This is a genomic window from Azospirillum terrae (genome assembly GCF_053470425.1).
This window is the reverse complement of record NZ_JBPXMR010000003.1, coordinates 485,727-509,160: the sequence shown is the minus strand read 5'-3', so window position 1 is coordinate 509,160 and position 23,434 is coordinate 485,727. Positions and strand designations below refer to the sequence as shown.

Genomic DNA, 23,434 nt, shown 5'->3' with positions numbered 1-23,434 from the left:
TGCCGCCACCCGAACCCACCACCGCTATCGCGTGGTCCATCTGGCGACGACGCCACCAACAACGAGCGCGCCAGTGCCATTGGAGGCGCCGCACCCAAACCGGTAAATCCCCGCTGTAGTACTAAAGTCGAAATAATGGAAGTACGATCGCGAGCTTGGGATCTGCTGGAAAGTTCACACACTGGCGCACAGGAGGTGATCGCGGCCCAAAGCGACGCTATCCGCCTCCGTCAATCCATCCTCGCCGCCGCCTTTTCCGGCAAGCTGGTGCCGCAGGACCCGAACGACGAGCCGGCCGAGGCATCGCTGGCCCGCCTGCGCGCCGCCAAGGCGGAGGCGCCGGCCAAGCGCCGGGGGCGACCCGCGAAAGCTGCGGCACCCGACGATGCTCCGAAGCGCCGCGGCCGGCCTCCCAAGGCCGCAGCCTCCACCGATGCTCCCAAGCGCCCGCGCGGGCGCCCCCGCAAGACTCCGGCCAAGGAAACCCAGGCGTGAGCAGCGACTACTACTCGGCCCTCGTCGGCAAGGTCTGGAACTACGCCCACGTGTTGCGTGACGCAGGCGTGTCGTACGGCGACTACGTCGAGCAGATCACCTGCCTGCTGTTCCTCAAGATGGACGAGGAGCGCAGCGAGAACCTGGGCGAGCCGTCGATCCTGCCGGAGGCCTGCCGCTGGGCCGCTGTGAAGGGCCTCAAGGGCGAGAAGCTGGGCGACACCTACGCCCACATCCTCGCCACGCTCGGCAAGAAGGACGGGCTGCTCGGCGCCATCTACCAGAAGGCCCGCAACGCCATCGAGGATCCGGCCAAGCTGGAACGCCTCGTCAAGCTGATCGACGGGGAGACGTGGCTGGGCCTCAACGTCGACGTGAAGGGCGCCATCTACGAAGGGCTGCTGGAGCGCAACGCCGCCGAGGTGAAGTCGGGCGCCGGCCAGTACTTCACGCCGCGCCCGCTGATCGACGCGATCGTGGACGTGGTGGACCCGGTGCCGGGCCGCACGGTGTGCGACCCCGCCAGCGGGACGGGCGGCTTCCTGCTGTCCGCCTACGCGCGCATGAAGAAGCATCCCGCCGCCAAGGACAAGAAGATCGCCGCCAAGCTGCGGCGCGAAACCTTCACCGGCTACGACATCGTGCCGGGCGTGGTGCGGCTGGCCGCCATGAACCTGTACCTGCACGGCATCGGCGACGGCGACAGCCCGATCCACCGCGCCGACGCGCTGCTGGCCGACCCCGGTGTGCGGTGGGACTACGTCCTCACCAACCCGCCGTTCGGGCGCAAGCAGAGCTTCAAGGTGTTCACCGACGACGGCGACATCGAGACCGAGCGCGAGGACTACCAGCGCCCCGACTTCAAGGTCACCACCTCGAACAAGCAGCTCAACTTCCTCCAGCACGTGATGACCGTCCTGAAGGAGCAGGGCACGGCCGCCGTCGTCCTGCCCGACAACGTGCTGTTCGAGGCCGGGGCCGGCGAGAAGATCCGCCGCCGCCTGCTCGACGGCTTCGACTTCCACACCCTGCTGCGGCTGCCGACCGGCATCTTCTACAAGCAGGGGGTCAAGGCCAACGTCCTGTTCTTCCACAAGAAGCCGGGGCGCGAGGAGGCCTGGACGAAGCAATTGTGGGTCTACGATTTCCGCACCAACCAGCGCTTCACCCTGAAGGAGCGCCCGCTCAAGCCCAGCCACCTCGACGACTTCGTCGCGGTGGCCAAGCTGTCCGAGCGCGCGGCCCGGAAACCCTCGGAACGGTTCCAGTCCTACGCCTACGACGACCTGATCAAGCGCGACAAGCTGAACCTCGACCGCTTCTGGCTGAAGGACGCCAGCCAGGACGACCCCGACAGCCTGCCGCCCCCCGACGAGATCGCCGCCGAGATCGCGGAGAGCCTGGAAGCCGCCCTCCAACGGTTCCGCAGCGTGGCGGCCAAGCTGGGATGACGCAGCGCGATTCGGCGAAACCGCTGAAGCGCGAGCCTGCCAAACGCGCCGTCTTCGCCCTTCGAGTCGATTCGGCTCATGCTTGCCAGTTGGACGTGCCCCAGATCCATGGCTGTAATTTTTACGGCAACACGGCCAAATTCGTTACCCATTGGCTGCGTGAAGGACAGAGCGCTGAAATGGTGGCATAAACGGCCTCCGATTCAAACGCCCGGCACCTCCTTAATCATCATTGCTCTATCTGGTTGATAAACCCGCGCGAAGAGTGCCATCGTTTGGCCGGGGCCACCGCTTCCTGGTGGCAGTCCTTGGATATGCGCAACGGCCAGGCCATGGATAGTTCCGAACCTGTTGGCAAACAGCTGGGCAGCGCGGATCAACTGCTGGAGGAGGAACGCGACAGCGAGGGCGTTCGCTCCCAGGTTCCCCCGATGATGCGGTTCCTGATCCCGGCCTGCCGGTTGGTCGATCTTCATGATTCCCGGCGCACGCCCGGCAGCGACATGGCTTCGCTGCCCGAAGCACGGACGGGGCTTGAGGACGGCCTCTACTGCACCCTGGCCTGGGTAATCCTGGAGCATCTGCGGGAATGCGAGAGCAAGGGAGCGTTCGAGTTCGTCGATCTGATGCCGCTGGCGCGCGATCGTTGTGTTGAATTCGGGGTTTCTCCGGAAGACATCTTGTGGGTGGCGCTGGCGCTGGCGACTCCCACCGAGATCCGATGGCCGGGTGGCTCCACGCGCACCACGGCGCCGCTGAAGAAACTCAGGCGCGGCCATTCCTACATGCTCGACCGGGTGGGCCGTGAACTTCTCGCCTACGTCGCCGGCTATTTCCGCTGGGTGCATGCCGGAGCCGAGGCGCGCAAGCTGATCACCGACCTCGACAGCGGTGATTTCGCCTCCTTCCGCGAGATCGCCCAACGCATCCTCACCAAGATCCGCTCCGAACTGTTCGACCTGCGGCAGCTGAAGGAACAGCCCGAGATCGACGTCCTGCAGCAGAGCTTCCTCGCGCAGGCCGACCGGTTCATCAAGACCTTCGTCGAGGTCAGCCGTGTGATCGCCGAGGCTCAAGGGCTGCTGCGCACCCCGGTAACCGTGCGCAAGCTGCGTGGATGGGCGGAGGCCAACGACGCCGAGGTCGAGGATGTGCTCGGCGAGGCCAACGACACCCTGACCCGGCTCGCCGGCGCCAACGCCCTTCTGCACCGCCTGGTCGCTGATTTCGTCAACGAGGTGCAGTCGCGCCAACGTTCGCTGGTCGGCGTCGTCGGCTTCGACCGCGCGATCGACACCTTCCTGCGGGCCGCGCCGGGCGTCGGGACCGATCCGGAATTCCTGGAGAGGATCATGGCCCTGACCGGGCCGGTTTCCTTCCCGGGGCTGGAATTCAACCCCCTGGAATTGCGCCATTGTGTGGTCAGGCGCGTGCGTTCCGAGCCGCAACCGCGCCAGCGCATTCGCCGGGAAAGGGTGGAACCCAAGCTGGAGCGGGTCGATGCTTTCGTCGCCCGCAACCGTGAGGCCATCATGCGCATGCTGGCCACCGGTCCGGTGTCGCTCAGCGCCTTCCTGCAAGCCGACGAAGCGGAAACCGATGGGGAGATCGCCATAGACCCACGCGACCTGGACAGCTTGGTGGAAATGGCCACCGTGTTCTTCTCGCCCTATGTGCTGCGCCTCGAAGACGAACTAAAGTCCAAGTGCCTGCGCTTTCGTGTCGGCGGGAACACGGAGTGGACGCTCAAGGACGGATGGACCCTGCGCGGTCCGGAGCTGCTGATGGAACTGGTGGAAAGAACGCCGTGATGGACTTTGACCGTATCGGGCACGTGCAGGCTTTCCTTCAGCGACATCGCGCCATCTACAGCAAAGCGCCCGGTTATCGGCGACTGATCGATGGCGAAGCGGATGCTGCCGAAGCCATGCGGCTGCTGCGGGACGACGAGCGTGAGGCGCTGGCCATGCTTCTCCGCGGCGCCGGCTTCGAACTGCGGGAGTTCCGCGACGACATGCAAGGCATTCCGCAAGGCGGCACCGCTTGGGTCGCCATTCGGACGGCCGACAGTCCGGCGGTCCCGGTGCTGTCCATGGAGAAGGCGTGGGAGGGGCTGGCCATCCACAGCCAGGAGCCCCGGCCGGTCACCATCTACTGGTTCACTTTCCTGTGGATGCTGCTCCTGCGCCTGTTCTACGAGCGGGAAGGGCGCGCCTTGTCGCAGGTGTCCCAGTACGTCCAGGCGGTGACCAACCGCACCGAACTGGAGGAGCGGGTCACCGAGAAGCTGGACGCGCTGCGTCAGGAGGGGCTGGCGGCGGACGACGAGGCCTATCCGGTGGCGGCGGCTCTGCTGCGGGCGGGACGTGATCGCGAAACCACGCAGACCGACATCCGCAAGCGGGTCGGCTGCTTTCTCGACATCCTGGCCAAAACGCGCCTGATCGAGCGTTACGGCGATGACGAGGGGGACGCTCTTTGGCGCCAATCGCTGCTGTGTGCCGTCCAGGTGTCCGAACTGTTCGCGGCCGGGCTGATCCATCTCGTGCCGCTGGACGGGATTGAGGGCGAAATCGCCGCCTATACCCATTCCAAGGCTGTGGAGGGCGACAATGGCGCTGATGAATAGGTGGGAAGTCTCCAACTTCCTCGACAGCCGGAAAGGGCGGGAATGGATCCCCGACTTCGTCGGTGAATGCTTCGACTTCGGCGGCCTGTCCACCGCCGTCAACATGGACAACGGCCTGGGCAAAAGTTCGGTGACCGAGGCCGTGCTGTGGATGCTGTCGCGCGACCGCGAACTGGGGCGCAAGACACGCCCGCGCATCGCCCCGGAGTCGGACGGACGGTTCACCCATGTCCGCTGCGAGTTCGTCGAGCCGAAAGGCTCCGACTTGTTCGCCTATGGGGAGCGCATCACGGGCGAGACCTGGGTCTTCGGGTACTACGGAAACCGGGGCGAGGACTACTTCTACTGCTATCCCGGCACCCTGGAGGATTGCCCGATCCACATCGACGAAATCGATGAGGACGGCAGCCTGTTCAAGGTCTGCATCCCCAACGAGGAATTCCGCGCCGATCTGGCCCGTTTCAAGGGTGCGGCCATCGGGAGCAACCGCGAATGGTCGGCGCGGGTGCGCCAGTTCATGTCGGGCGCCCAACTGGATCAGCTGGTCGCCTATCAGAAGAAGGGCGGAGGCGACAAGGCCGCCTCCTTCTACGACGTCAAGGTGGGCCGGGGCGAGGGGTTCGACGAGGCGTTCTTCCGCCAGTACGTCGCCCCCGAGATCCTGGTCGGCGTCGGCGACTTCGACGGCGACGCCGACGCGCGGGGATTCGACCGCAAGATCGTCGCCCAAGCCCAGAGTGTGATCGACGCCAAGATCCAGGTCCGCTCCAAGGGCGAGATCATCGCCAGGAGCGAGGCCAGCCTGGCTGCCCTGCGGGCTGTCGACGAGGCGGCCCAGGCGGTGATCGAGGCCGAGCGGACGTTCGCGGAACAGGCCCGGCAGACCTCCCTGGCGGTCACGGTGACCCGTGCTGCGGTCGAACGCTGGGGCATCGCCGGCATGCCGGTGCCCGTCGAAGGCGCCATCAGCGAGGCGGAGCGCCAAATCCTGAACCACGGCGGCTGGGAGATCGGCGGCGGGCCGGTGATCTCCCAGGAGTGGATCAATCTCCATATCGGCAACCTCAAGACCACCGGCTTTAAGATGGTCGAGAGCGGCATCTTCCGCGTGCTGCCGTTGTCGGTCGAACCCATCGTCCGGCGCGTCCACACGACGCCGGTCCGCTATGTCCGTATCGACGAGGTCTTGGAGCGCCTGGGCGAACACAAGGACAAGCCCGAAGTCGAGGCCATGATCCGGCGCGTCGAGGCCATCGCCGACGGCGTGCGCCGCTATGGCGGAACCGGATTGCGACGGCTGCATCTGAAGGCGGCCAACGCCTTCAACCAGGCTCAGATGACGGTGCTGGCGTTGGAGGAGGAGAGCAAACGGCTGCACCACGAGCAGACCGACCTGATGGACCGGCTGACCAAATTCGAGGCCGATGAGGCCGCCTTCACCAGAATGAGCGGGTCCTGCCTGTTTGTCGACGCCGACCTCACCGATCCGCTGGCCGCCGAGGCGGCGGCCGAGGTCGCGCACCGTAAGGCCAAGAAGGCGGTGGAAGACCACGTCGACCGCGTCGCCGTCCTGACGCAGGCCCGCAAGCAATACGACAGGGTGGTCGGCGAATTCGGTCTCACCGAGGATTTGCAGGCAGCGCTCGACAGCCTCGATGAAGCGCTGGCAGCGGCTTCCGAAGAGAGCGCGACCGCCCAAAACACCTACACCGAGGCCAAGCGCCAGCTCGACCAGCTCCGCACGGACGAGGAGACCGCTCGCCAGGCGCAGGGTACGGCCCGCCACGCGATGGAGGAATTCGCCCGGAAGGCCGCCGACATGCGCACCTTCCAAGACCAGTTCGGCGCCGACGCCAATCCCGGGCGTGAGGCCGAACGGCTGGCCCTTGCCCGCGACGACGCCCAGGAGGCGGAAGCCAGCGGTGAGAGCCACGCTCGGGCGGCGGACGCCACCGTGGCAGGCATCGAACGCGAGCGCGACCAGATTTCCGCCGAGTGGGACCGGTTGCAGGCGCGGATCGCCGAGCTCGAAGGGCTGGAGCCGCGGTTGCGAGCCTTCGAGGCGGCCCACCTCGGCCGCTCCGCCGAAACCTTTCTCGCCGAGGAGACGCAACGCCAGCGTGACGGCGAGTCCCTGGCCAAGAGCGCCGGGGAGCGGCGGGCGAGGTTCATCGATCTGGTGGCCGCCCTCGACCGCTTCGAGGCCGCGCACGCCGATATGACCCCGACCGAGTGGCTGCGCGAGGCCGAGGCCCGCCGCGCCGCGGCGACTCTGGCGCTGGCCGATACCAACAGGCAGATCGCCAAGGCTGAAGCCGACCTGGAAGCGCTGACGGCCTTCCGGGTCGCCCCCACCGAGACGGACGACGTGGCCGCGGCCGTGATCGGTGACCTCCCCGGCCAGCCGCTGCACGCGGTGATCTCCGACATGGCCGCGGCTGCCCGGCTGCCCGACCTGCTCGACCACTTTTCCGCCGTGCTGTTCGCGCCCGTCTTCGCCGACATCGCGCCGGCCGAGCAGGCCGCCCGTCGCCTTGCCGCGGCAGGCCTGCCGGTGCCGGTGCTGGTGGAATCCGACGTCGCCGCGTGGATCGACGGCGCCGGCACGCTGGTCGCCCGCCGGGGCACCAGCGGGGGAGACGTGGTCACCGGCCTGTTCGCCGGCGTCCGCACCCCCACGGTCGAGGCCATCCTCGATCCCGAAGCGCTGCGCCGCCGCCTGGAGGAGACCCATGCCCGCCTGACCGACCTGGAGGGCAAGAGGGCCGGGCTCCAGCACATCGTCGACGAACTGGCGCCCGAGGGCGAGGCCTGCCGCACCGCCCGCCGGGCGGCCGAGGCCCTCGTGCAGGACGCCCGACCGCAGCTCGCCAAGGCGGACGACGACGCCCGGACGGCGGAAGCCATGATCGCCACCGCCCTGGACAACCTGACGGTGGCGGTGCGGGCCATGGTCGAAGGGGCGTTGCGCTTCCTGCGGGCAGGGGGCGACACCGCCCTGGCCGAGGCGCGGGACGGTGCCGAAGCGGCGCACCGGCGTCTGGTCGAACTCGGTGCGGCGACGACCGATGCCAAGCGCCTGCAGGAGGACGCCGGCGTCCGACTGGCCGATGCCAGGAGCAGGGCTCGGGCCGCGGAGGCCGAGGCCGCACAATGGCTGCCGTGGTGCGAAAAGGCGAAGGAGTTCATTGCGGCCGGAGGTGCAGCTGAGCTGCAGCGCCGTCGACAGGCGCGCGACGAGGCCGACGATGCGTACGCCCGCCTGACCAATCGCATCAGCGCGGCCGTGATCGAGGCCGGGCGCCTGGAGGGTGTCAAGGACCGCAAGGCCGAGGCCAAGCGCACCCACGAGGATCGCGTGAACCGCTGGCGGGAGCCGCTTCAGGTGGCGGCGACCTTCGTCGAGACCGGCCAGCGCGAGGAGCTGGCGCGGGCCGACGACACGCGCCGCGCGCTGAAGGAGGCCGAGAGCCGCGGGGAGGCTCGGCTGCGCTTCGATTTCGAAGCGGCGGCCCGGTTCGTTAAGAACGGCGGCGCCGAGGGTGTGGAACCGGCCAAGCTGAGATTCGAAACCAACAAGACCCGTCTCGGCACTATCGATGCCCGCGACCTGCCGCAGTCCACAGCCCGATGCGCCGAGGCCGAGCGTTGGCACCACTGCGTCAAAGCGGCATTCTCCTCGGCCGAGCAACGTCTGGCCGCCATCCTTTCCGCCTACCAGAAGGTGGTCGATGGCCGGTTCGACGCTACCCCAGTGGCTGACGATGCGACCGTCGCCGACGCCAAGGCGCTGGCCGCCCGGTTGACCGACGCGACGATCGCCCCCGAGGCGCCGCACGGCAGCGACAGCCTGGAGGCGGTGGTGGCGGTCTATGACGATCTGGCCGAACGCATCGGCGGCTTCGATCTCGACCGCCTGCGCGAGGGCATCAAGGCGGCGGCGGACAAGCGCGACGCAACCCGAAGCCAATACAAAGCCGCCATCGACCGCGAGGTCGATCCCCGCCGGCAACTCGACAGCACCATCCGGCACAAGTTGGAAGGCGCCCGCGAGAAGCCGCGAGAGATCCCGACGCTCCTGGCCACCGTCGAGAACGGCCTCGCCTGGGAGCGCTCCCTGCACGCCAAGGCAGCGGAAGGCTTGGCCAAGGTGGAGGAGGAACTGGTGTCGATCCTCCGCAGCATCGCGGGCAACGCCGACGTCAACCTGCGGCGGCTGAAGAAGGTGCTGTCCGGCGGCGACGGCGCCAGGATCCACCTCAATGTTTCGGTCGCCAACGACGAGCAGATCGGTTTGGTCCTGGAACAAACCGTCGACGACATCGAGAGGGAACGTACCCGCTTCCTGGAGGACCTGACCACGGGCCGCAACGTTAGCGAGGAGCAGTTCGCCGGCAAGCTGACCGGCAGCGTCCGCGAGACGGTCTACCAGCGCATGTTCGTCAAGGGTGGCGACGGCGACCAACTGATCACCATCGAACATCCGACCATGCGCGAAGGCCGCCCCTTCCGCTTCGAGAAGGACGGCATCAGCGGTGGCCAGGCGACGGCGCTGACCCTGCTGTGGACCATCAAACTGGCCGAGTTCTCCGTAGTGCGCGAGACCGCTTCAATGTCGGCGGCAACCCGGCGCCGGGCGGGATCGGCTCAGCATTCGATCGTCATCGTCGACGGGCTCTTCTCGGACCTGTCGAAACAGGAACTGATCGACGAGAGCATGGAGGCGATGCAGGGGATCAAGGGGTCGTTCCAGCTCATCGGCCTGATCCACTCGCCGCACTACCGCAACAACTGGGAACGCTTCCCGACGCTGATCATCGGCCGCAAGGTCGCCAGCGTCGACGACCGGGGCCGCAAGAGCGAGGCAGTGGCGGTCGAGGGCAGGCGCATGGTGCGCGGACGCGTGGTGGCCCTGACCTATGGAGCGAACAATGGCACGGCCGCGGCCTGAGCAGCAGGGCGACATCGCGCGCGAGATCCTGCGCAAGCACCTCCGCCCCGGTCAGACGACCATGCGGGGCGAGGTGATGCTGGAGCGACTGAAGAGTGACGCGCGAATCGGTTCGGTGATCGAAGCCCGCCAGCACCTCAAGGCGCTGAGGGACCAGGGCGAGATCGCCTGCGCCTGGGTCGAACGCATCGGCCCGGACGGCCTCGTCACCTTGAACCTGCGTGCTCCGGCGCAGTCGCCCCTGGAGGCCGCATGGCGGCAGCGGTCCAAGGCTTTCGTGGCGGAGCGCTCCGACGCCCGGCCCGACGACGAGATGGCGCTCGGCGACCTCTGGCCGAAGCTGGGGGATTGGCCGCCGGACATGGCGCCCAGCCTTTTCGCCGAGCTTTACGATATCCGCACCCGCCTGGAGGCGGGGGAGTGCGCCGGCCTGACCGGCTACCGAGCCAGCGCATCCGGGCGCCTCGGATCGTCGAAGCTCCTGTCCTTGCTCCCGCGCGCCGCCCTTCAAGCGTTCGGCATCGACGTCGGGCGATTCCCGGATTTGCCGCCCTACGTCATCGTTGCCGGTCCGCAATCTCCGGAAGCCGTTATTCTGGTCGAAAATCCCGAGGCGTTCGAAGCGGCGGTTCAGGCGACCCCCGATCTGCCGGTGGCCTGGGTTTCCGCCTATGGTTTCGGCATCTCTCATATCGACGGCACGGGCGCCCGCATGATTTCGGCGCTTTCCTCCCCAGTCGCCCCCATTCCCCTGATCCGAGCGGGGTCCCCGCCATCACTGGACCAGCTTCTCCGGCATCCCCGGCTTTTTCATTGGGGAGACTTGGATCGCACCGGCCTGTTGATCTTTCGCTCCATGCGGTCGATTCTGCCGCACCTGCGTCTGAGCGCCTTGTATGCTCCGATAATCGCGCTGCTGCACGACGGTGGCGGTCACCCTTACGCCGAGGCCGCCGGAAAGCCCAAGCAAGATCGTTGGACTTCCGATGAAAAGGCGCTTGCAGAACTCCTGGTCCTTTGCGAGGAACGGGCTGCCGATCAAGAATCCCTTACGGCAGACGCAATTCGCAATCTCGGCAAATGGCCGTTGGAGCAGATTGCGGGCTTTCAGAACCTATTTGATTAGGCAGGGGAAAAGGGGGCGACTTCTCGGCTCTATTCCTGAGGACGCGGCTGAAGGCGGCGATGTGAAAGACATCTTCGGCTGAGGCCTCATCCTGCTCGAGGTTTCTGGCGAGGCGGCGGTAGCGGTTGGTCTGGGTGTCGAGGGTGGCCTCGACGCACCAGCGGATGGGCAGCGGCATAAAGCCGGAACTCTGCGGGGGCTTGCTGGACACCTGCACATCCATGCCATGACGGTGGGTGGCGGTTTCCATCCGCGGGCCAGCATAGATGCCGTCCACCTTGATGCGGTCGAAATCCCAACCATCCTCGGCCGCGCGCTCCAGCAAGATTCCGGCGCCCCCGGTGTCGTGAACGTTGGCGGCGACGACCAGTGCCGCCAGAACGAAACCGAATGAGCAGGTCAGGACATGGCTCTTGATGCCCGACCCGTTTGTTGTCGTCCACGCCGCAGTCAGATCCTCGCCGCCTTTGCCCACGAGGTCTGACCGGGGCGGACAAGCGCACCCTGCTGGTCCTCGATGGGGCGGGCTTTGGGGCCGCTGTGCTTTAATGTGGGTCAACGAAAGTGACAGAGGGATTCAGGGCAAAAAACCGATTCGCGCTGCAACCGACTGGCGAAAAAGGGTGCCCCGCAAGAAGGCTTGCGCCGATACACATGCCCGATACACACTGGGCCTGGACGCCGTTCCCGACGCCGGCTGACAGCGGCCAGAATCCTGGCTGAAAGATATATGGTGGAGGGAGAGGGAAGTTCAGCCGCGTCTTCGTCGTCCCTTTCTGGCGCCGTCAGAGCAGGCATGAACCCTGGAGTTTTGGGCCGTCTTGCGCTGAATTCAGTCAGTTTCCTTCAGAACATCGCCCCCGCCCGAGACTGCAGGATCGTCAGCGTCGGACTGATGCTCAGCCCGCTCCTGGCAACGATCGGGTCTCGCTTCGAGACGATGGCACAGGATCAGACATCCAGCCGTGCAACGTCGGCCAGATCCTGCCGGCGTTGCACTACCCGCCGATCGTAGCTGGCCTGATTCTTGATGGCGACCAAGCTATAGGGCCGGCCTCGCCGGTCGGTGGCGACGTCCAGATCGCTCCCCGCCCGCCGGATCGTCGCCTCGACATGGCTGCGCTGAGGCTCCGCCGCCTTGAAAACCCAGGTCTTCTGGATGGGGTCGGCAAGGAAGCTGCTGATCTCGCGGCATTGCGGACAGGAGCACGCCAGCACGGAGGTACGCCCCCAGTCCTGCGGCGGTTCCAGCGGTTCCGCGATGCGGGCGCGCAGATGCGCGACGCACGCGGTGCGCAGGCGTTCGACCGCCGGCAGGTAGCGGGTTGCTGCCGAGCCGACGAGTTGAATTGCGGCCGGAACAAGGACGCCGTCCAGATCGTACGTCGCAGGCCACGCCAGCAGATGCTCGGCGGCCCGCCCGGCCAGCGCCCCGTCGATCATCCCCAGCGCGGTCAGGAGACCGACCACGAAGCCCGATGACATGGCCGGCGACCGCCCCGTCCACGCATCGCCCGGCACCACACGGGCCGGTTCACCCGGAAGCGCTTCGAGCAGGACGCCGGCGGCACCGCGCAGACCGGACCGCAAGTCCGGGGGACGTGCGGCGGCGGCGCGCTCCAGCAAGGCACCGCACGCATCAAGCGACCGCCGCGCAGTCCCGGCGATGATGCCGGCGATCAGCGTTGCCGAGCGCTCCGGCGCCAACAGGCCCGCGGCGGCGACGACCGCCTCGGCGTCGTCGCGGGTGCAGGCGTCGCCCGCGGCGCTGCTTTCGAGAAAAGCGTCGATGCGCTCCCGGTCAGCGAGGCGGGTCAGCAGACCCAGCACCCGCGTGACGTCGCTCGCCTCCTTGTCCTGCCCCGGATACCAGCCCCAATGCGGCCACGTCGCCAGCATGTGACCGGCCAGATCGTGGGCCTGGAGCCAGAGCGGCGATTGGCGGTCGGCGCCAGCGGCGGCCCAGCGCTCCGTCAGATCCTCCAGGTACGGCAGGGTGGTCGGCAGCCCGGCCTGATTCAGCACCGCCAGGAGGCGGGCCTGCGGCCACAGCACCAGGGCGGCCCGCCGGTAGGTGCGCTCGAAGCTGGCCCCCTCGTTGCCGGTCGCTTCGCGGAAATGTTCCTCGTCCGGCTCCAGATCCTCCAGAGCCTCGGGCGGCGAAACCTCGTCCTCCTCGATCGGAATCTCGCCCAGCGGCGACGGCGTGCCGTCGGGCCGCCGCCAGTCGGTGAGGAGTTCGGACCGCTGGGTGACCTCGACCGCCTCGAACGCATCCTCGTCCGGCTCCGACCAGCGCCCGCCATAGCCGCCGCTGTATTCGGCGATCCCGATCTCCTCGATCGACAGGAGCGCCAGATGCAGTGCGCACCCGGCCTGCCGCGCCGCCGCAGCGGCCACGGCGGCCACCGCGGCGTCGGCCCCCTTGAGCGTCGCGAAGCCGAGTTCGGCCTGGGTGTAGGCGTGCTCCAGGGGATAGACGAGCTTTTCCGGGGTGTCGTCCTCCGGCCGGTCCTTGCCAGCCCCCCAGCCGTCCAGGAGCGCTGCGACGCGGGCGATCTCCTGGCCGTGGTCGGGTGGTTCGGGCGCGGGACCGGGCTCTCGGCGTGTCAGGTTGTAGATCAGCACCAGTCGATGGCCCGCGGTGACCGGCAGGACCTCATGGGGGCAGTCGGCGTAGAAGGCGGCGAACGCCACCTCCGCCGGGTCCTCGCAGCGCAGGTCGAACTCGGCCACGCGGTCCTTGTGCCGCACCACCAGCGCGCCGCCGGTCGACACCGACGGCAGGGCGATCACCAAGGTGGCGAACATGCCCGGCGCCTTCTCGGTGTCGCGATGGCTGACGAAGAAGTCGCCCTCACCGTAGAGCAGCAGCTTGTAAAGCTCCGCCGAGACCGGATCCACGACGCCCAGCCCCTCGGCTGCGCGCACCACGATGCCGTCCAGCATCCGCAGCCAATGCTGGCCGCCGATCCGAACCCGTTCGGCACCGATCTGCCAAGTCCGGCGCACCGCGGAGTCGTGCAGAGTCTCAGGCCCGCGGCCATAGGGCGCCCGTTCGGCGACGGCGATCAGCGCCGCGGCCTGGACGGGCAGCAGCGGCAACGCGAGAGGGCCGACGCCCTCGACCTCGAACTGCGGCACCGAGAGTTCGGTGGTGCCGAACGCGGCGAAGTCGCCGGGCCGGCGAACCGTGCCGAGCACGGTGGCGAGCTCCGTCGTGAGAAAGGCCATGCAATATCCCCAGGTTCCGGAGAACGATGCCTCATCGGCGCGCCGCAGGGAATGCCGCAAAGGCATCTTTGCCTCAGTCGCCGCGGCGGCGAGCCGTCAGGCGTTTGGAAACAACTTCGGGAACAGCGTCTCGACCGCGAGCACTGGGAACCGCAGAGAGACGGGACCCTTGGGCGTGTCGGAGCCGAGAATACCGTCGGCCAGCAGATCGGAGAGCAACGTGCGCGCCGTCCGCTCCTTGAGGCCGGACACCCGCGCGGCGTCGCCGCGCTGCAACTCGCCGCGCACCAGGACCTCGTCCAGGATGCGCACCGCCTCGGGTCGGAGGCGCCCGTTCAGCCGGACGTAAGCGTCGAGCCGGTCGGACAGCGCATCGAGGTCGAAGAGCGCCGACATGAAACGTACCTGATCCACCGAGACCTTCAGGAACCACGTCGCGAATGAGACGAGTGCACGCAACGACAGGTTCCCGCGACCGTCCAACGAGCCCTGACGCGGTTGATCGGCATGATCCATCATCATCTTGTATTCGCCGCGACTCTCCAACCCACGCGCCAGCCCGCGCGAGACCGACCACAGGCCATGCGCGCCGACTCCGGCCGCCAGCCCCATGGCGTGGCTCATGAGACGGCTGACGCGGCCATTTCCGTCCGGGAAGGGATGGATGTAGTTGAGCCGGTGGTGCGCCGTCGCCATGCTCAGGATCCGGACACCGCGCCCCATGCAAGCGAACCGGAAGCGGGCCTCGAAGTGGGCCATGAAGGCGGGAACCCGGTCGCTGGAGGGCGGCTGGTGCAAGCCGACCATCACGTCGTGACCGGGATCGCTGCGAAACGCGCCCGGCACCATGAGAAAGCTCCGGTCCCCCTGGCCGATCCGCAGCATCGCCTCGGGCGCATCGTGGTAGAACTCGCGGTGCAGCCAGCGGACGAAGTCGGTCGACGCCGGCTCCGGCAGGCCGCCTCCAGCGTGAAGATAGTCGAGTTTCTCCTGAAGCCGGACGTGAGCCGCGGCCTCGATCTGCAGGTTGCGTCGGCCTTCCTCGGCGTCGAGGTCGCGCTGGAGGGCCCGCTCGATGTCGCGGGGGCGGGTGTTGTGGCCTTCGATGAGGTTGCTGTAGTAGCAGTTCATGATCCGGACGAGGCCGGCGAGATTCGCCGCCGTGCGCGGGTGCAGACGGGCTCCGAGCGTCGCCGTCGCCGTCGACAGCTCCGCGATCAGGTCCGCCAACTCCTCGGTGGCCTCCTCGATGCGGCAGGGTTCGATCCGCCCCGGCGTCTCCAGCCTCTCATCCATGGCTTGCCGATCCAATCACACCCTAGAGTCTTGTCTTATATAATGAAATCCGGCATTCCGGCCAGAAGATTGCCGATCCCGCTGCCGATTGAGATGGTCTGCCCAAGCCTCTGAAATCACTGAGGAAACCGGGTGACAGCGGTCGATCATTGCCGATCCTCACCCCTGGCTATTTTCAACCAATCGCCTTTCCTCATCCTTGGCCCATCCCCGTTGGGACTGGCGCGGGCTTGGGAACGCCACGCCAAACCGGCTGCCTCCTTATCGAATCGTTAAATGTCCAGGAACACGACCACCCGGTCGGAAGCCGTGAACCCATCTCCGCCGTGCCGCGACATCGATCGGACATCCCGTCCGTTCGCCGGCGGACACGAGATCCTTCATGACGGTGCGGTTGGGCAGTGGCATCGGCGGCGCGAGCCAACAGACGCAAGGCATCTGTGGCGCTGGCGTGCATCGCCGGCTGACCCTGTCCGCTCAAGGCGCCCACGCCACCGCTCAGCGACTCCCCGCCGTTGAAGCCGCCGCTCATGGTCGGCGGTTCCGCCCCGCCTGCGCGAGGTTTGCGGCGTGAGGCACCTTTCCCCCTCGCGCCGACAACCCTCTGCCATTCAGGAGAACTCCTCCCCGAATGCGCCGACCGCTTCGCCGGAATCGCTTCTCGCCGATCTGATCCGAGCTCTTGCTCGTGCGGCGGCACGGGAAGATTATAGGAAGGAACAAAATGCCAGAAAAACGGGGGGCGTATGATGCGGGCCGCCATATACGCGAGATACTCGTCTGAGAACCAGCATGAGCGGTCCATCGAGGATCAGGTTCGCATCTGTCAGGACTTTGTGGAAAAGCAAGGCGGCACGGTTGTCGCCACCTATGCCGACTACGCGATTTCCGGCGCCAATCTGAAGACGCGCCCACAGACCCGGCAGCTCCTCGAAGACGCCAGGGGCGCTGTCTTCGACACGGTCGTTTCCGAGGGACTGGATCGACTGTCGCGCGACCAGGAGGACACCGCGGCAATCCACAAGCGCCTCACCTTCGCCGGCGTCCGCATCGTCACGGTTCAGGAAGGCGGCATCTCCGAGTTGCATGTCGGCCTCAAGGGCACGATGAACGCGCTGTTCCTGCGCGACCTTGCCGCCAAGGTCCGGCGCGGGCAAGCGGGGCGTGCCTTGGCCGGTAGCGTGCCGGCCGGCCTCTCCTACGGCTATGACATGGTGCGCGAACTCGACGCCCGCGGCGAACTCATCCGCGGCAAACGGCGCGTCAATCCCGAGCAAGCCGCGGTGATCCGGGAGATCTTCGACAAGGTCGCCATCGGCTTCAGCCCCCGTGCGATTGCAACCGACCTCAACCGCCGAGGCATTCCCGCGCCGGCCGGCGGCCAATGGAACGCCTCGACCATCAACGGCAACGCGGCACGGCGCAACGGCATTCTCTATAACGAAGCCTACATCGGGATCCTGATCTACAACCGTCTGGAGATGGTCAAGGATCCCGACACCGGCAAGCGGCTGCCCCGGTTGCGTCCTCCCTCTGACTGGATTGTGACCGAGGTGCCGACGCTCCGCATCGTCACCGACGAACAGTGGGACCGCGTACAGGCCATCAAGGCCGGCTTCGCCAACAAGCGCGGCCTGCACCATGCCCGCCGGCCGAAGCATCTGTTCTCCGGTCTCGTGCGCTGTAGCTGCTGCGGCGGAGCCTACACGGTCAAGTCCAAGGATCAACTTGCCTGTTCGACCCATCGCGAATCGAGCACCTGCTCGAACAACCGGACGATTCGGGTGACGGACCTCCAGGAAGGGGTGATCGCCGGCTTGAAGGCGCGCCTCCTGTCTCCGGAAGCGGTCGAGCTGTTCATCAAGACCTATGGCGAGGAACGCCATCGTCTTCGGTCCGAGGCCCGGCGTAAGCATGATGAAATCGAAAGCCGGTTGGCCAAGCTGACGCGCCAGATCTCCAACATCGTCGATGCCATCGCGGATGGCGCCGCGAGCCCGTCCATGCGGACGAAGCTGATGGAACTGGAAGCCGACAAGGCTGAGGCCGAACGCGAACTGGCGGCCGTCGTGGCGGCGGAAAGGGTGGACGATTCGGTGGTGGCTCTGCACCCGGCGGCGGTCGAAAGCTACCGCCGGCAGATCGAAGCGTTGCACAAGGGATTGTCGGACGACGACGAGGCACGCCAGGAATCCCAGAACGCCATGCGGGCGCTCATCGCGCGCATCGAGATCCACCCCGGCGAAGGCCGCGGCGAAACCCATGTCAAGGTGTTGGGGAAGATCGAGGAGCTGCTCGGCCTCACCCAGCCGAAACCGGGTGAGGCCTGCAGCACAGCCGCTAGGACTGTATCGATGGTAGCAGCGGAGGGATTTGAACCCCCGACCAAGGGATTATGATTCCCCTGCTCTACCACTGAGCTACGCTGCCGTCGTTCCCGTCCGTCTCCGGCCGGGGCCGCTTACATAGGCGATCAATTCGGAGGTGTCAACACCCTCCGCCATCAGGTTTCCGCTCCCGTGATCCAACCGCCGCCAAACACCCGGTCGCCCCGGTAGAACACACACGCCTGCCCCGGCGCCACGCCGTATTGCGGCTCCGCCAACTCCACCACCGCGCCGTCCCCAGCCAACCGCACGGTCGCCCCGGCGGGCGGCTGGGCGGAGCGCAGTTTGACCTCGGCTTCGATGCTCTCGCCCGGCGCCAACTCCGGCCCCAGCCAGTTCACCTCGCGCACGGCCACACGGGCACGCGCCAGATGGCGCCGCGGGCCGACCACCACGCGCCGCGTCGGCGCGTCGAGGCGGACGACGAACAGCGGCTCGTCCTCACCGCGGATGCCGCCGATGCCCAGGCCCTTCCGCTGGCCCACCGTGTAGTGGACAATGCCCTCGTGCCGGCCGAGCACGCGGCCGTCCACATGCACGATCTCGCCCGGCTCGATGGCGCCGGGCCGCAGCTTCGCCACCACGTCGGCGTAAGAGCCGTTCGGCACGAAGCAGATGTCCTGGCTGTCCGGCTTGGCCGCCACCTCCAAGCCAAAGCGCTCGGCCAAGGCTCGCGTCTCCGGCTTGGTCAGCCCGCCGAGGGGGAAGCGCAGGAAGTCCAGCTGCGCGCGCGTCGTGGCGAACAGGAAATAGCTCTGGTCGCGCGCCGGGTCGATGGCGCGGTGCAGCTCCGCACCGGTCTCACCGCCGACGCGGCGCACGTAGTGGCCGGTCGCCAGAGCCTCGGCTCCCAGGTCGCGGGCGGTGTTCAGCAGGTCGCGGAACTTGACGCGCTGGTTGCAGCGCACGCAGGGGATCGGCGTCTCGCCGCGCAGGTAGCTGTCGGCGAAATCGTCGATCACGTCCTGGCCGAAGCGGCTCTCGTAATCCAGCACGTAGTGCGGGATGCCGATGCGGTCGGCCACCTGGCGGGCGTCGTAGATGTCCTGCCCGGCGCAGCACGCACCCGGCTTCTGCACCGTCAGGCCGTGATCGTAGAGCTGCAAGGTGACGCCGACGACGTCGTAGCCCTCCTCGCGCAGCAGCGCGGCGGCGACCGACGAATCGACGCCGCCCGACATGGCGACGACCACGCGGGTGTCCTTGGCAGGCTTGGAAAAACCGAGGGAATTCATGGTGCCCCATATGGGCCGGCGGCGCCGGTACGGCAACGGGCCGCCGGGGCCAGATCAGCCCTTGTCCATCAGCCCTTGTCCATCAGCCCTTGTCCATCAGCCCTTCTGCGCGTTGCGCACACCGCCGGGGAGGCGCACGGTCAGGCCGTCCAGCTCCTCGGTGATGATGATCTGGCAGCCCAGGCGCGAGGTCTTGCTCAGGCCGAAGGCGAGGTCGAGCATGTCCTCCTCGTCCTCCGACGCCTCGTTCAGCACGTCGAACCAGTCCGGCTCGACGATGACGTGGCAGGTCGAGCAGGCCAGCGAGCCCTCGCACGCACCCTCCAGATCCAGGCCGTGCTTGTGCGCGACCTCCAGCACGGACAGGCCGAGCGGCGCGTCCACCTCCTTGCGGGTGCCATTGGGCTCGATGAAGGTCATCTTCGGCATGAAACGGAAACTCCTTGGGCGTCCTGGTGGTGGGCGTTTTTTTATTGGGTCGTGTCGGTGAAGCCGGCGCGGCGCTCGCGCGCGGCACCGGCGATGGCTTCCAGATCCTCCAGCCGGGCCAGCACGCGCGCGGCGTTGCCGGTCAGCCCGATGCGGAAGGCGATTGACAGGTCGCGGATGCAGGCCTCGATGCGGTGCACAACATCCAGCGCCACCCGGTCCACCGCGGCGGCGTCCGGGGCGGCGGCGAGATCGCCGCGCAGATCCATGGCGTCGGGGTCGTCGGCGGGCGAGACCTCGATCCGCTCGATGCCCAGCATGTCCAGCAGATAGCGCGCCCGGCGGACCGGATCGCGCAGCACCTCATAGGCCGCCGCCATCGCCTCGGTCTGGGCGCTGGCGTGCGCCTGCTGGCGCGCCCCGCGGGAGACGAAGCGCGCCGGGTCGAGCGCGCGGGTCAGCCCGGCGTGCTGGCGGCCGAGCTGCTCCAGGTCGATGTCGAAGCGGCATTCCAGGTTGAGGCGCGCGAAATGGTCCAGCTCCTGCGGCGGCAGGACCGCTCCGCAGCCATGGCAGAACAGCGCACGCGCCGACACCGAACCGCCGCACAGCCAGCACGGATGCATGTCGCCGGCAATGCTGCCGGCGATGCGAGGACCGTTGCCGTTGTCCGACTGGGTCATGCGGAACTTCCGTTGGACGCACAGGCACGGGCAACCGCCCGTTTCCGGCGCGTCATACCGACAACGGCGGCGCGACGCAACACCGCGATATGCATGGCGCGCGCGCAAGCCCCCGTACAGGCCATCGCAGCGCCTACTCCGCGGCCGGGCACAGGCGGCGCGCCATGGCGGTCCAGGCTGCGACGAAACGTTCCACGTCCCCGGCCGTGCTGCCCCAGCCGAGGCTGACGCGCACCGCCGACCCGGCCAGCGCCGGCCCCGCCCCCATGGCCGCCAGCACGTGCGACGCCTTGACCTTGCCGCTGGAGCACGCCGAGCCGGCGCTGACCGCGACGCCCGCAAGGTCGAGCGCCATCACCTGCGTCTCGCCGGGCACGCCGGGCAGCGCCAGACAGGTGACGTTGCCGACCCGCGGCGCCCCGGCGCCCATCACCCGCGCCTGGGGCATCGCGGCCAGCGCGCTGGCTTCCAGGCCGTCGCGCAGCGCGGCGAAGCCGCCAGCGGCGGGAAGGTCCGCCACGGCCAGCGCCGCCGCGGCGCCGAATCCGACGATGCCCAGCAGGTTCTCGGTGCCGGCGCGGCGCCGCCGCTCCTGCCCGCCGCCGCGCAGCAGCGGCTCCGGCTCGACGCCTTCGGCCAGAGCCAAGGCGCCGACGCCGGCCGGTCCGCCGATCTTGTGCGCCGACAGCGTCAGCAGGTCGGCCCCCAGCGCGCCCACATCAAGCGGCAGCCGCCCCGCCGCCTGCACCGCGTCACAATGCAGCAGCGCGCCGCGCGCGTGCGCCAGCCGCGCCGCTTCGGCCACAGGCTGCACCACGCCGGTCTCGTTGTTGACGAGCATCAGCGACACCAGCGCCGGCCCGCCCTCCGTCAGCAGCCGCTCCAGCGCCGCGAGGTCGGCGACGCCGTCCGGATCGACGGGGAGCCGCACCGCGTCGGGGGCGGCGGCCAGCACCGAGTCGTGCTCGATCGCCGAGACGATCACGCGCCGGCCGGGGAAGCCGCGGAGCGCCAGATTGTTGGCTTCGGTGCCGCCGGCCGTGAAGACCACGCGGGTCGGAGCGGCGCCAGCCAGGGCGGCGACCTTGGCGCGCGCCTCTTCCACCGCCCGCCGCACGGCGCGGCCGTTCCCGTGCACCGACGACGGGTTGCCGACGAGGTCGAGCGCTGCGGCGACGGCGTCCTTCACGCCCGGCTTGATCGGCGCGGAGGCGTTGTAGTCGAGATAGACGCGGCCGTCAGGCACGCTCACTCCGCCGCGACCGCCGGGTCGGAGCGTTCGGCGTGGGCGGTGATGCTGGTGCCGATGACGCGCTTCTCCACCACGTCGGCGATGGTGACCGAGCTGAGGTACATGTGGATCTGGTTGCCCAACTCCTCCCACAGATCGTGCGTCAGGCAGCGCGAACGGTTGGTGCGGCAGCCCTGCGGCGTGATGTTGGCGCAGCGCGTGGTGCGGATTGGCTCGTCCACCGCCAGGATGATGTCGGACACCCGCGTGTCGTCGGCGGTGTAAGCCAGCAGATAGCCGCCGCCGGGGCCGCGCACGCTCTTGACCAGCCCGCCCTTGCGCAGCTTGGCGAACAGCTGTTCCAGGTAGGAGAGCGAGATCTCCTGCCGCTCGGCGATATCCGCCAGGGCAACGGGGCTGCCGTTGCTGTTGGCCGCGAGGTCGACCATCGCCATCACGGCGTAACGCCCCTTGGTGCTCAGTCTCATCTCAAACTCTCCCTTTTTCTTCTTCCGGCGCGCCGTCAGCAGTCCAGCGGCCGGTTCTCAACAGGGCCCCGGTGGACCGGAGTCCACTGCGGCATGTTCACGCATCTTGACCTGCGCCTGGATCTGCGCTGGGGCATCCGCCCGCACCGGCCGGGGCTCCTCCGCCAAGGGCGTGTCGGCGTGCGTGCGCTCCAACTCCTCCACTCGCTGGCGCAAGGTGGCCACCTGATCCAGCAGACCGCTCAGCGCCCGCGCCACCGGGTCGGGAATGTCGCCGCACGGCGTGCCGTACGGCAGGAACTTGTCGGCCTCGGCCTTGTCGCGCGACACCACCACGCGGGCGGCGACGCCGACCATGCTGGCGCCCACCGGCACGTCCTTCACCACAACCGCGTTGGAGCCGATGCGCGCCCCCTTGCCCACAGTGATGGCGCCCAGAACCTTGGCGCCGGCGCCGACGACGACGCCGTCCTCCAGCGTCGGGTGGCGCTTGCCGTGGTGCAGCGCCGTGCCGCCCAGCGTGACGCCGTGGTAGAGCACCACATCGTCGCCGATCTCCGCCGTCTCGCCGATCACCACGCCCATGCCGTGGTCGATGAAGAAGCGCCGGCCGATGGTGGCGCCGGGATGGATCTCGATGCCGGTGAGCGCGCGGGCAGTCTGCGACAGAACCCGCGCCGACAGCTTCCACCCGCGGTCCCAGCAATAATGGGCGATGCGGTGCATGAGCAGGGCGTGCAGCCCCGGATAGCACAGCGCAACCTCCAACCGCGAACGCGCGGCCGGGTCGCGTGCCATGATCCCGTCGATCTCTTCGCGAAGATGCTTGAACACACTGTCACCCGCCGTGGTATAGTCCGCGCTCTTGCCGCATTCCTTCGGTCCGAGCTTCGCCGACGAGCGGGGCCGGTTGCGCGGGTTGCCCCGGACGATATATCGACGCATATATGATGACCAAGCAAAACGGTCAAGAATTGTGTTGGCGAAAAACGTGGCGTGCCGCGCGAGTCCACATTAGCTTGTCCAGCGCCGCCGGGACCAACCCCTGCGGTCGTTCGTACCATTCCGAGTTCGCGCCAGGATCGTCGCCCCAATGCCTGAAGTGATCATCAACGGTCCGGCCGGACGATTGGAAGGTCGCTACACCCACGGCAAGGCGCCGAACGCGCCGGTCGCCCTTTTGCTTCATCCGCACCCGCAGCATGGCGGGACGATGAACAACAAGGTGGTGTTCACGCTGTATCAGGCGTTCACCAAGCGCGGCTATTCGGCCTTGCGCTTCAATTTCCGCGGCGTCGGGCGCAGCCAGGGAACCTACGACAAGGGCGAGGGCGAACTGGCGGACGCCGCGGCGGCGCTCGACTGGTTGCAGACCTACAACCCCAACGCTTCGCTGTGCTGGATCGCCGGGGTGTCGTTCGGCTCGTGGATCGGCATGCAGCTTCTGATGCGTCGGCCGGAGATCGACGGCTTCGTCACGGTGTCGCCGCCGGCCAACCTGTTCGACTTCTCGTTCCTAGCGCCGTGCCCGTCGTCGGGCCTGATCATCAACGGCGAGAAGGACGAGCACGTGCCGCTGGTCGCGGTGACCAAGCTGGTGACCAAGCTGTCGCACCAGAAGGACATCCGCATCGACCACCGCGTGGTGCCCGGCGCCAATCACTTCTTCGTGAACCGCACCGACGACCTCGCCGTGCAGGTGGACGACTACCTCGACCGCGCGCTGGGCAACCCGCTGACCGCGGCGGCGGGGTAAGGACGGGCGGACCCGAGCCGACGGCCCAGGCCCGCCGAACAAC

Annotated in this window: 16 protein-coding genes, 1 tRNA gene and 1 pseudogene; 8 read left to right on the top strand and 10 right to left on the bottom strand. The window is 67.8% G+C overall.

Going from position 1 to position 23,434, the window contains the following annotated elements; genetic code table 11:
- Positions 1-195 precede the first annotated feature (195 nt).
- The 6 genes from ACSVDD_RS12315 (at position 196) to ACSVDD_RS12290 (ending at position 10,652) form a co-directional block, all read left to right on the top strand.
- The gene (locus ACSVDD_RS12315) at positions 196-495 is read left to right on the top strand and encodes a hypothetical protein (RefSeq protein ID WP_448189644.1); all 300 of its coding nucleotides are present in this window, start codon (positions 196-198) and stop codon (positions 493-495) included.
- A complete protein-coding gene (locus ACSVDD_RS12310; protein ID WP_448189643.1) occupies positions 492-1,946 on the top strand; it encodes a class I SAM-dependent DNA methyltransferase in 1,455 nt (484 codons plus the stop codon). Before ACSVDD_RS12315 ends, ACSVDD_RS12310 begins: the two co-directional genes overlap by 4 nt.
- A gap of 314 nt (positions 1,947-2,260) precedes the next feature.
- Entirely contained in the window at positions 2,261-3,757 is a 1,497-nt protein-coding gene (locus tag ACSVDD_RS12305; RefSeq protein WP_448189642.1) for a hypothetical protein, read from the top strand.
- On the top strand, positions 3,754-4,575 hold the full coding sequence (locus tag ACSVDD_RS12300; protein ID WP_448189641.1) for a hypothetical protein: 822 nt from the start codon (positions 3,754-3,756) through the stop codon (positions 4,573-4,575). Before ACSVDD_RS12305 ends, ACSVDD_RS12300 begins: the two co-directional genes overlap by 4 nt.
- Entirely contained in the window at positions 4,559-9,526 is a 4,968-nt protein-coding gene (locus tag ACSVDD_RS12295; RefSeq protein WP_448189640.1) for a coiled-coil domain-containing protein, read from the top strand. The genes ACSVDD_RS12300 and ACSVDD_RS12295 overlap by 17 nt, the downstream gene beginning before the upstream one ends.
- On the top strand, positions 9,507-10,652 hold the full coding sequence (locus ACSVDD_RS12290) for a Wadjet anti-phage system protein JetD domain-containing protein (protein ID WP_448189639.1): 1,146 nt from the start codon (positions 9,507-9,509) through the stop codon (positions 10,650-10,652). Before ACSVDD_RS12295 ends, ACSVDD_RS12290 begins: the two co-directional genes overlap by 20 nt.
- A 34-nt stretch (positions 10,653-10,686) precedes the next feature.
- On the opposite strand, the pseudogene ACSVDD_RS12285 reads toward ACSVDD_RS12290, so the two are convergent.
- The 3 genes and pseudogenes from ACSVDD_RS12285 to ACSVDD_RS12275 form a co-directional block, all read right to left on the bottom strand.
- Positions 10,687-11,073 (bottom strand): annotated as a pseudogene (locus tag ACSVDD_RS12285) (transposase family protein); the annotation flags it as partial.
- A 530-nt stretch (positions 11,074-11,603) separates the two neighbouring features.
- Positions 11,604-13,886: a 2OG-Fe(II) oxygenase gene (locus tag ACSVDD_RS12280; RefSeq protein ID WP_448189638.1), complete on the bottom strand. Its 2,283-nt coding sequence runs from the start codon at positions 13,884-13,886 to the stop codon at positions 11,604-11,606.
- 96 nt (positions 13,887-13,982) lie between these two features.
- Positions 13,983-15,182 (bottom strand): Fic family protein, encoded by a 1,200-nt coding sequence (locus ACSVDD_RS12275; protein ID WP_448189637.1) that lies wholly within the window; start codon positions 15,180-15,182, stop codon positions 13,983-13,985.
- A 746-nt stretch (positions 15,183-15,928) separates the two neighbouring features.
- Here ACSVDD_RS12275 and ACSVDD_RS12270 point away from each other — a divergent pair.
- On the top strand, positions 15,929-17,581 hold the full coding sequence (locus ACSVDD_RS12270; protein ID WP_448189653.1) for a recombinase family protein: 1,653 nt from the start codon (positions 15,929-15,931) through the stop codon (positions 17,579-17,581).
- On the opposite strand, the gene ACSVDD_RS12265 is transcribed toward ACSVDD_RS12270, so the two are convergent.
- From ACSVDD_RS12265 to cysE, 7 genes are all read right to left on the bottom strand, one after another.
- A tRNA-Met gene (locus ACSVDD_RS12265) sits at positions 17,538-17,612 on the bottom strand. The genes ACSVDD_RS12270 and ACSVDD_RS12265 overlap by 44 nt on opposite strands.
- A gap of 73 nt (positions 17,613-17,685) precedes the next feature.
- Positions 17,686-18,804, bottom strand: coding sequence for a tRNA 2-thiouridine(34) synthase MnmA (gene mnmA / locus ACSVDD_RS12260; protein WP_448189636.1), 1,119 nt, complete (start codon positions 18,802-18,804; stop codon positions 17,686-17,688).
- Positions 18,805-18,900: 96 nt separating this feature from the next.
- On the bottom strand, positions 18,901-19,233 hold the full coding sequence (locus ACSVDD_RS12255) for a ferredoxin family 2Fe-2S iron-sulfur cluster binding protein (RefSeq protein ID WP_448189635.1): 333 nt from the start codon (positions 19,231-19,233) through the stop codon (positions 18,901-18,903).
- Between the two features lie 41 nt (positions 19,234-19,274).
- Positions 19,275-19,916 carry a molecular chaperone DnaJ gene (locus tag ACSVDD_RS12250; protein ID WP_448189634.1) on the bottom strand — a complete coding sequence of 214 codons (642 nt, stop codon included), beginning with the start codon at positions 19,914-19,916 and terminating at the stop codon, positions 19,275-19,277.
- Positions 19,917-20,049: 133 nt separating this feature from the next.
- Positions 20,050-21,162 (bottom strand): cysteine desulfurase family protein, encoded by a 1,113-nt coding sequence (locus ACSVDD_RS12245; RefSeq protein WP_448189633.1) that lies wholly within the window; start codon positions 21,160-21,162, stop codon positions 20,050-20,052.
- A gap of 2 nt (positions 21,163-21,164) precedes the next feature.
- Positions 21,165-21,635, bottom strand: a complete 471-nt coding sequence (locus ACSVDD_RS12240; protein WP_448189632.1) for an Rrf2 family transcriptional regulator — start codon at positions 21,633-21,635, stop codon at positions 21,165-21,167.
- A gap of 57 nt (positions 21,636-21,692) precedes the next feature.
- Positions 21,693-22,469 carry a serine O-acetyltransferase gene (cysE, locus tag ACSVDD_RS12235; protein ID WP_448189631.1) on the bottom strand — a complete coding sequence of 259 codons (777 nt, stop codon included), beginning with the start codon at positions 22,467-22,469 and terminating at the stop codon, positions 21,693-21,695.
- Between the two features lie 259 nt (positions 22,470-22,728).
- Between cysE and ACSVDD_RS12230 the strand changes: the two genes are divergently transcribed.
- The gene (locus ACSVDD_RS12230) at positions 22,729-23,391 is read left to right on the top strand and encodes an alpha/beta hydrolase (protein WP_448189630.1); all 663 of its coding nucleotides are present in this window, start codon (positions 22,729-22,731) and stop codon (positions 23,389-23,391) included.
- Positions 23,392-23,434 lie beyond the last annotated feature (43 nt).

Excerpts from the sequence above, each read along its gene's own strand:
- mnmA (WP_448189636.1), bottom strand. The coding sequence starts at position 18,804 with ATGAATTCCCTCGGTTTTTCCAAGCCTGCCAAGGACACCCGCGTGGTC.
- ACSVDD_RS12305 (WP_448189642.1), top strand. The coding sequence starts at position 2,261 with ATGCGCAACGGCCAGGCCATGGATAGTTCCGAACCTGTTGGCAAACAG.
- ACSVDD_RS12230 (WP_448189630.1), top strand. The coding sequence starts at position 22,729 with ATGCCTGAAGTGATCATCAACGGTCCGGCCGGACGATTGGAAGGTCGC.
- ACSVDD_RS12250 (WP_448189634.1), bottom strand. The coding sequence starts at position 19,916 with ATGACCCAGTCGGACAACGGCAACGGTCCTCGCATCGCCGGCAGCATT.
- ACSVDD_RS12295 (WP_448189640.1), top strand. The coding sequence starts at position 4,559 with ATGGCGCTGATGAATAGGTGGGAAGTCTCCAACTTCCTCGACAGCCGG.
- ACSVDD_RS12240 (WP_448189632.1), bottom strand. The coding sequence starts at position 21,635 with ATGAGACTGAGCACCAAGGGGCGTTACGCCGTGATGGCGATGGTCGAC.
- ACSVDD_RS12290 (WP_448189639.1), top strand. The coding sequence starts at position 9,507 with ATGGCACGGCCGCGGCCTGAGCAGCAGGGCGACATCGCGCGCGAGATC.
- ACSVDD_RS12270 (WP_448189653.1), top strand. The coding sequence starts at position 15,929 with ATGATGCGGGCCGCCATATACGCGAGATACTCGTCTGAGAACCAGCAT.
- ACSVDD_RS12275 (WP_448189637.1), bottom strand. The coding sequence starts at position 15,182 with ATGGATGAGAGGCTGGAGACGCCGGGGCGGATCGAACCCTGCCGCATC.
- ACSVDD_RS12255 (WP_448189635.1), bottom strand. The coding sequence starts at position 19,233 with ATGCCGAAGATGACCTTCATCGAGCCCAATGGCACCCGCAAGGAGGTG.
- ACSVDD_RS12280 (WP_448189638.1), bottom strand. The coding sequence starts at position 13,886 with ATGGCCTTTCTCACGACGGAGCTCGCCACCGTGCTCGGCACGGTTCGC.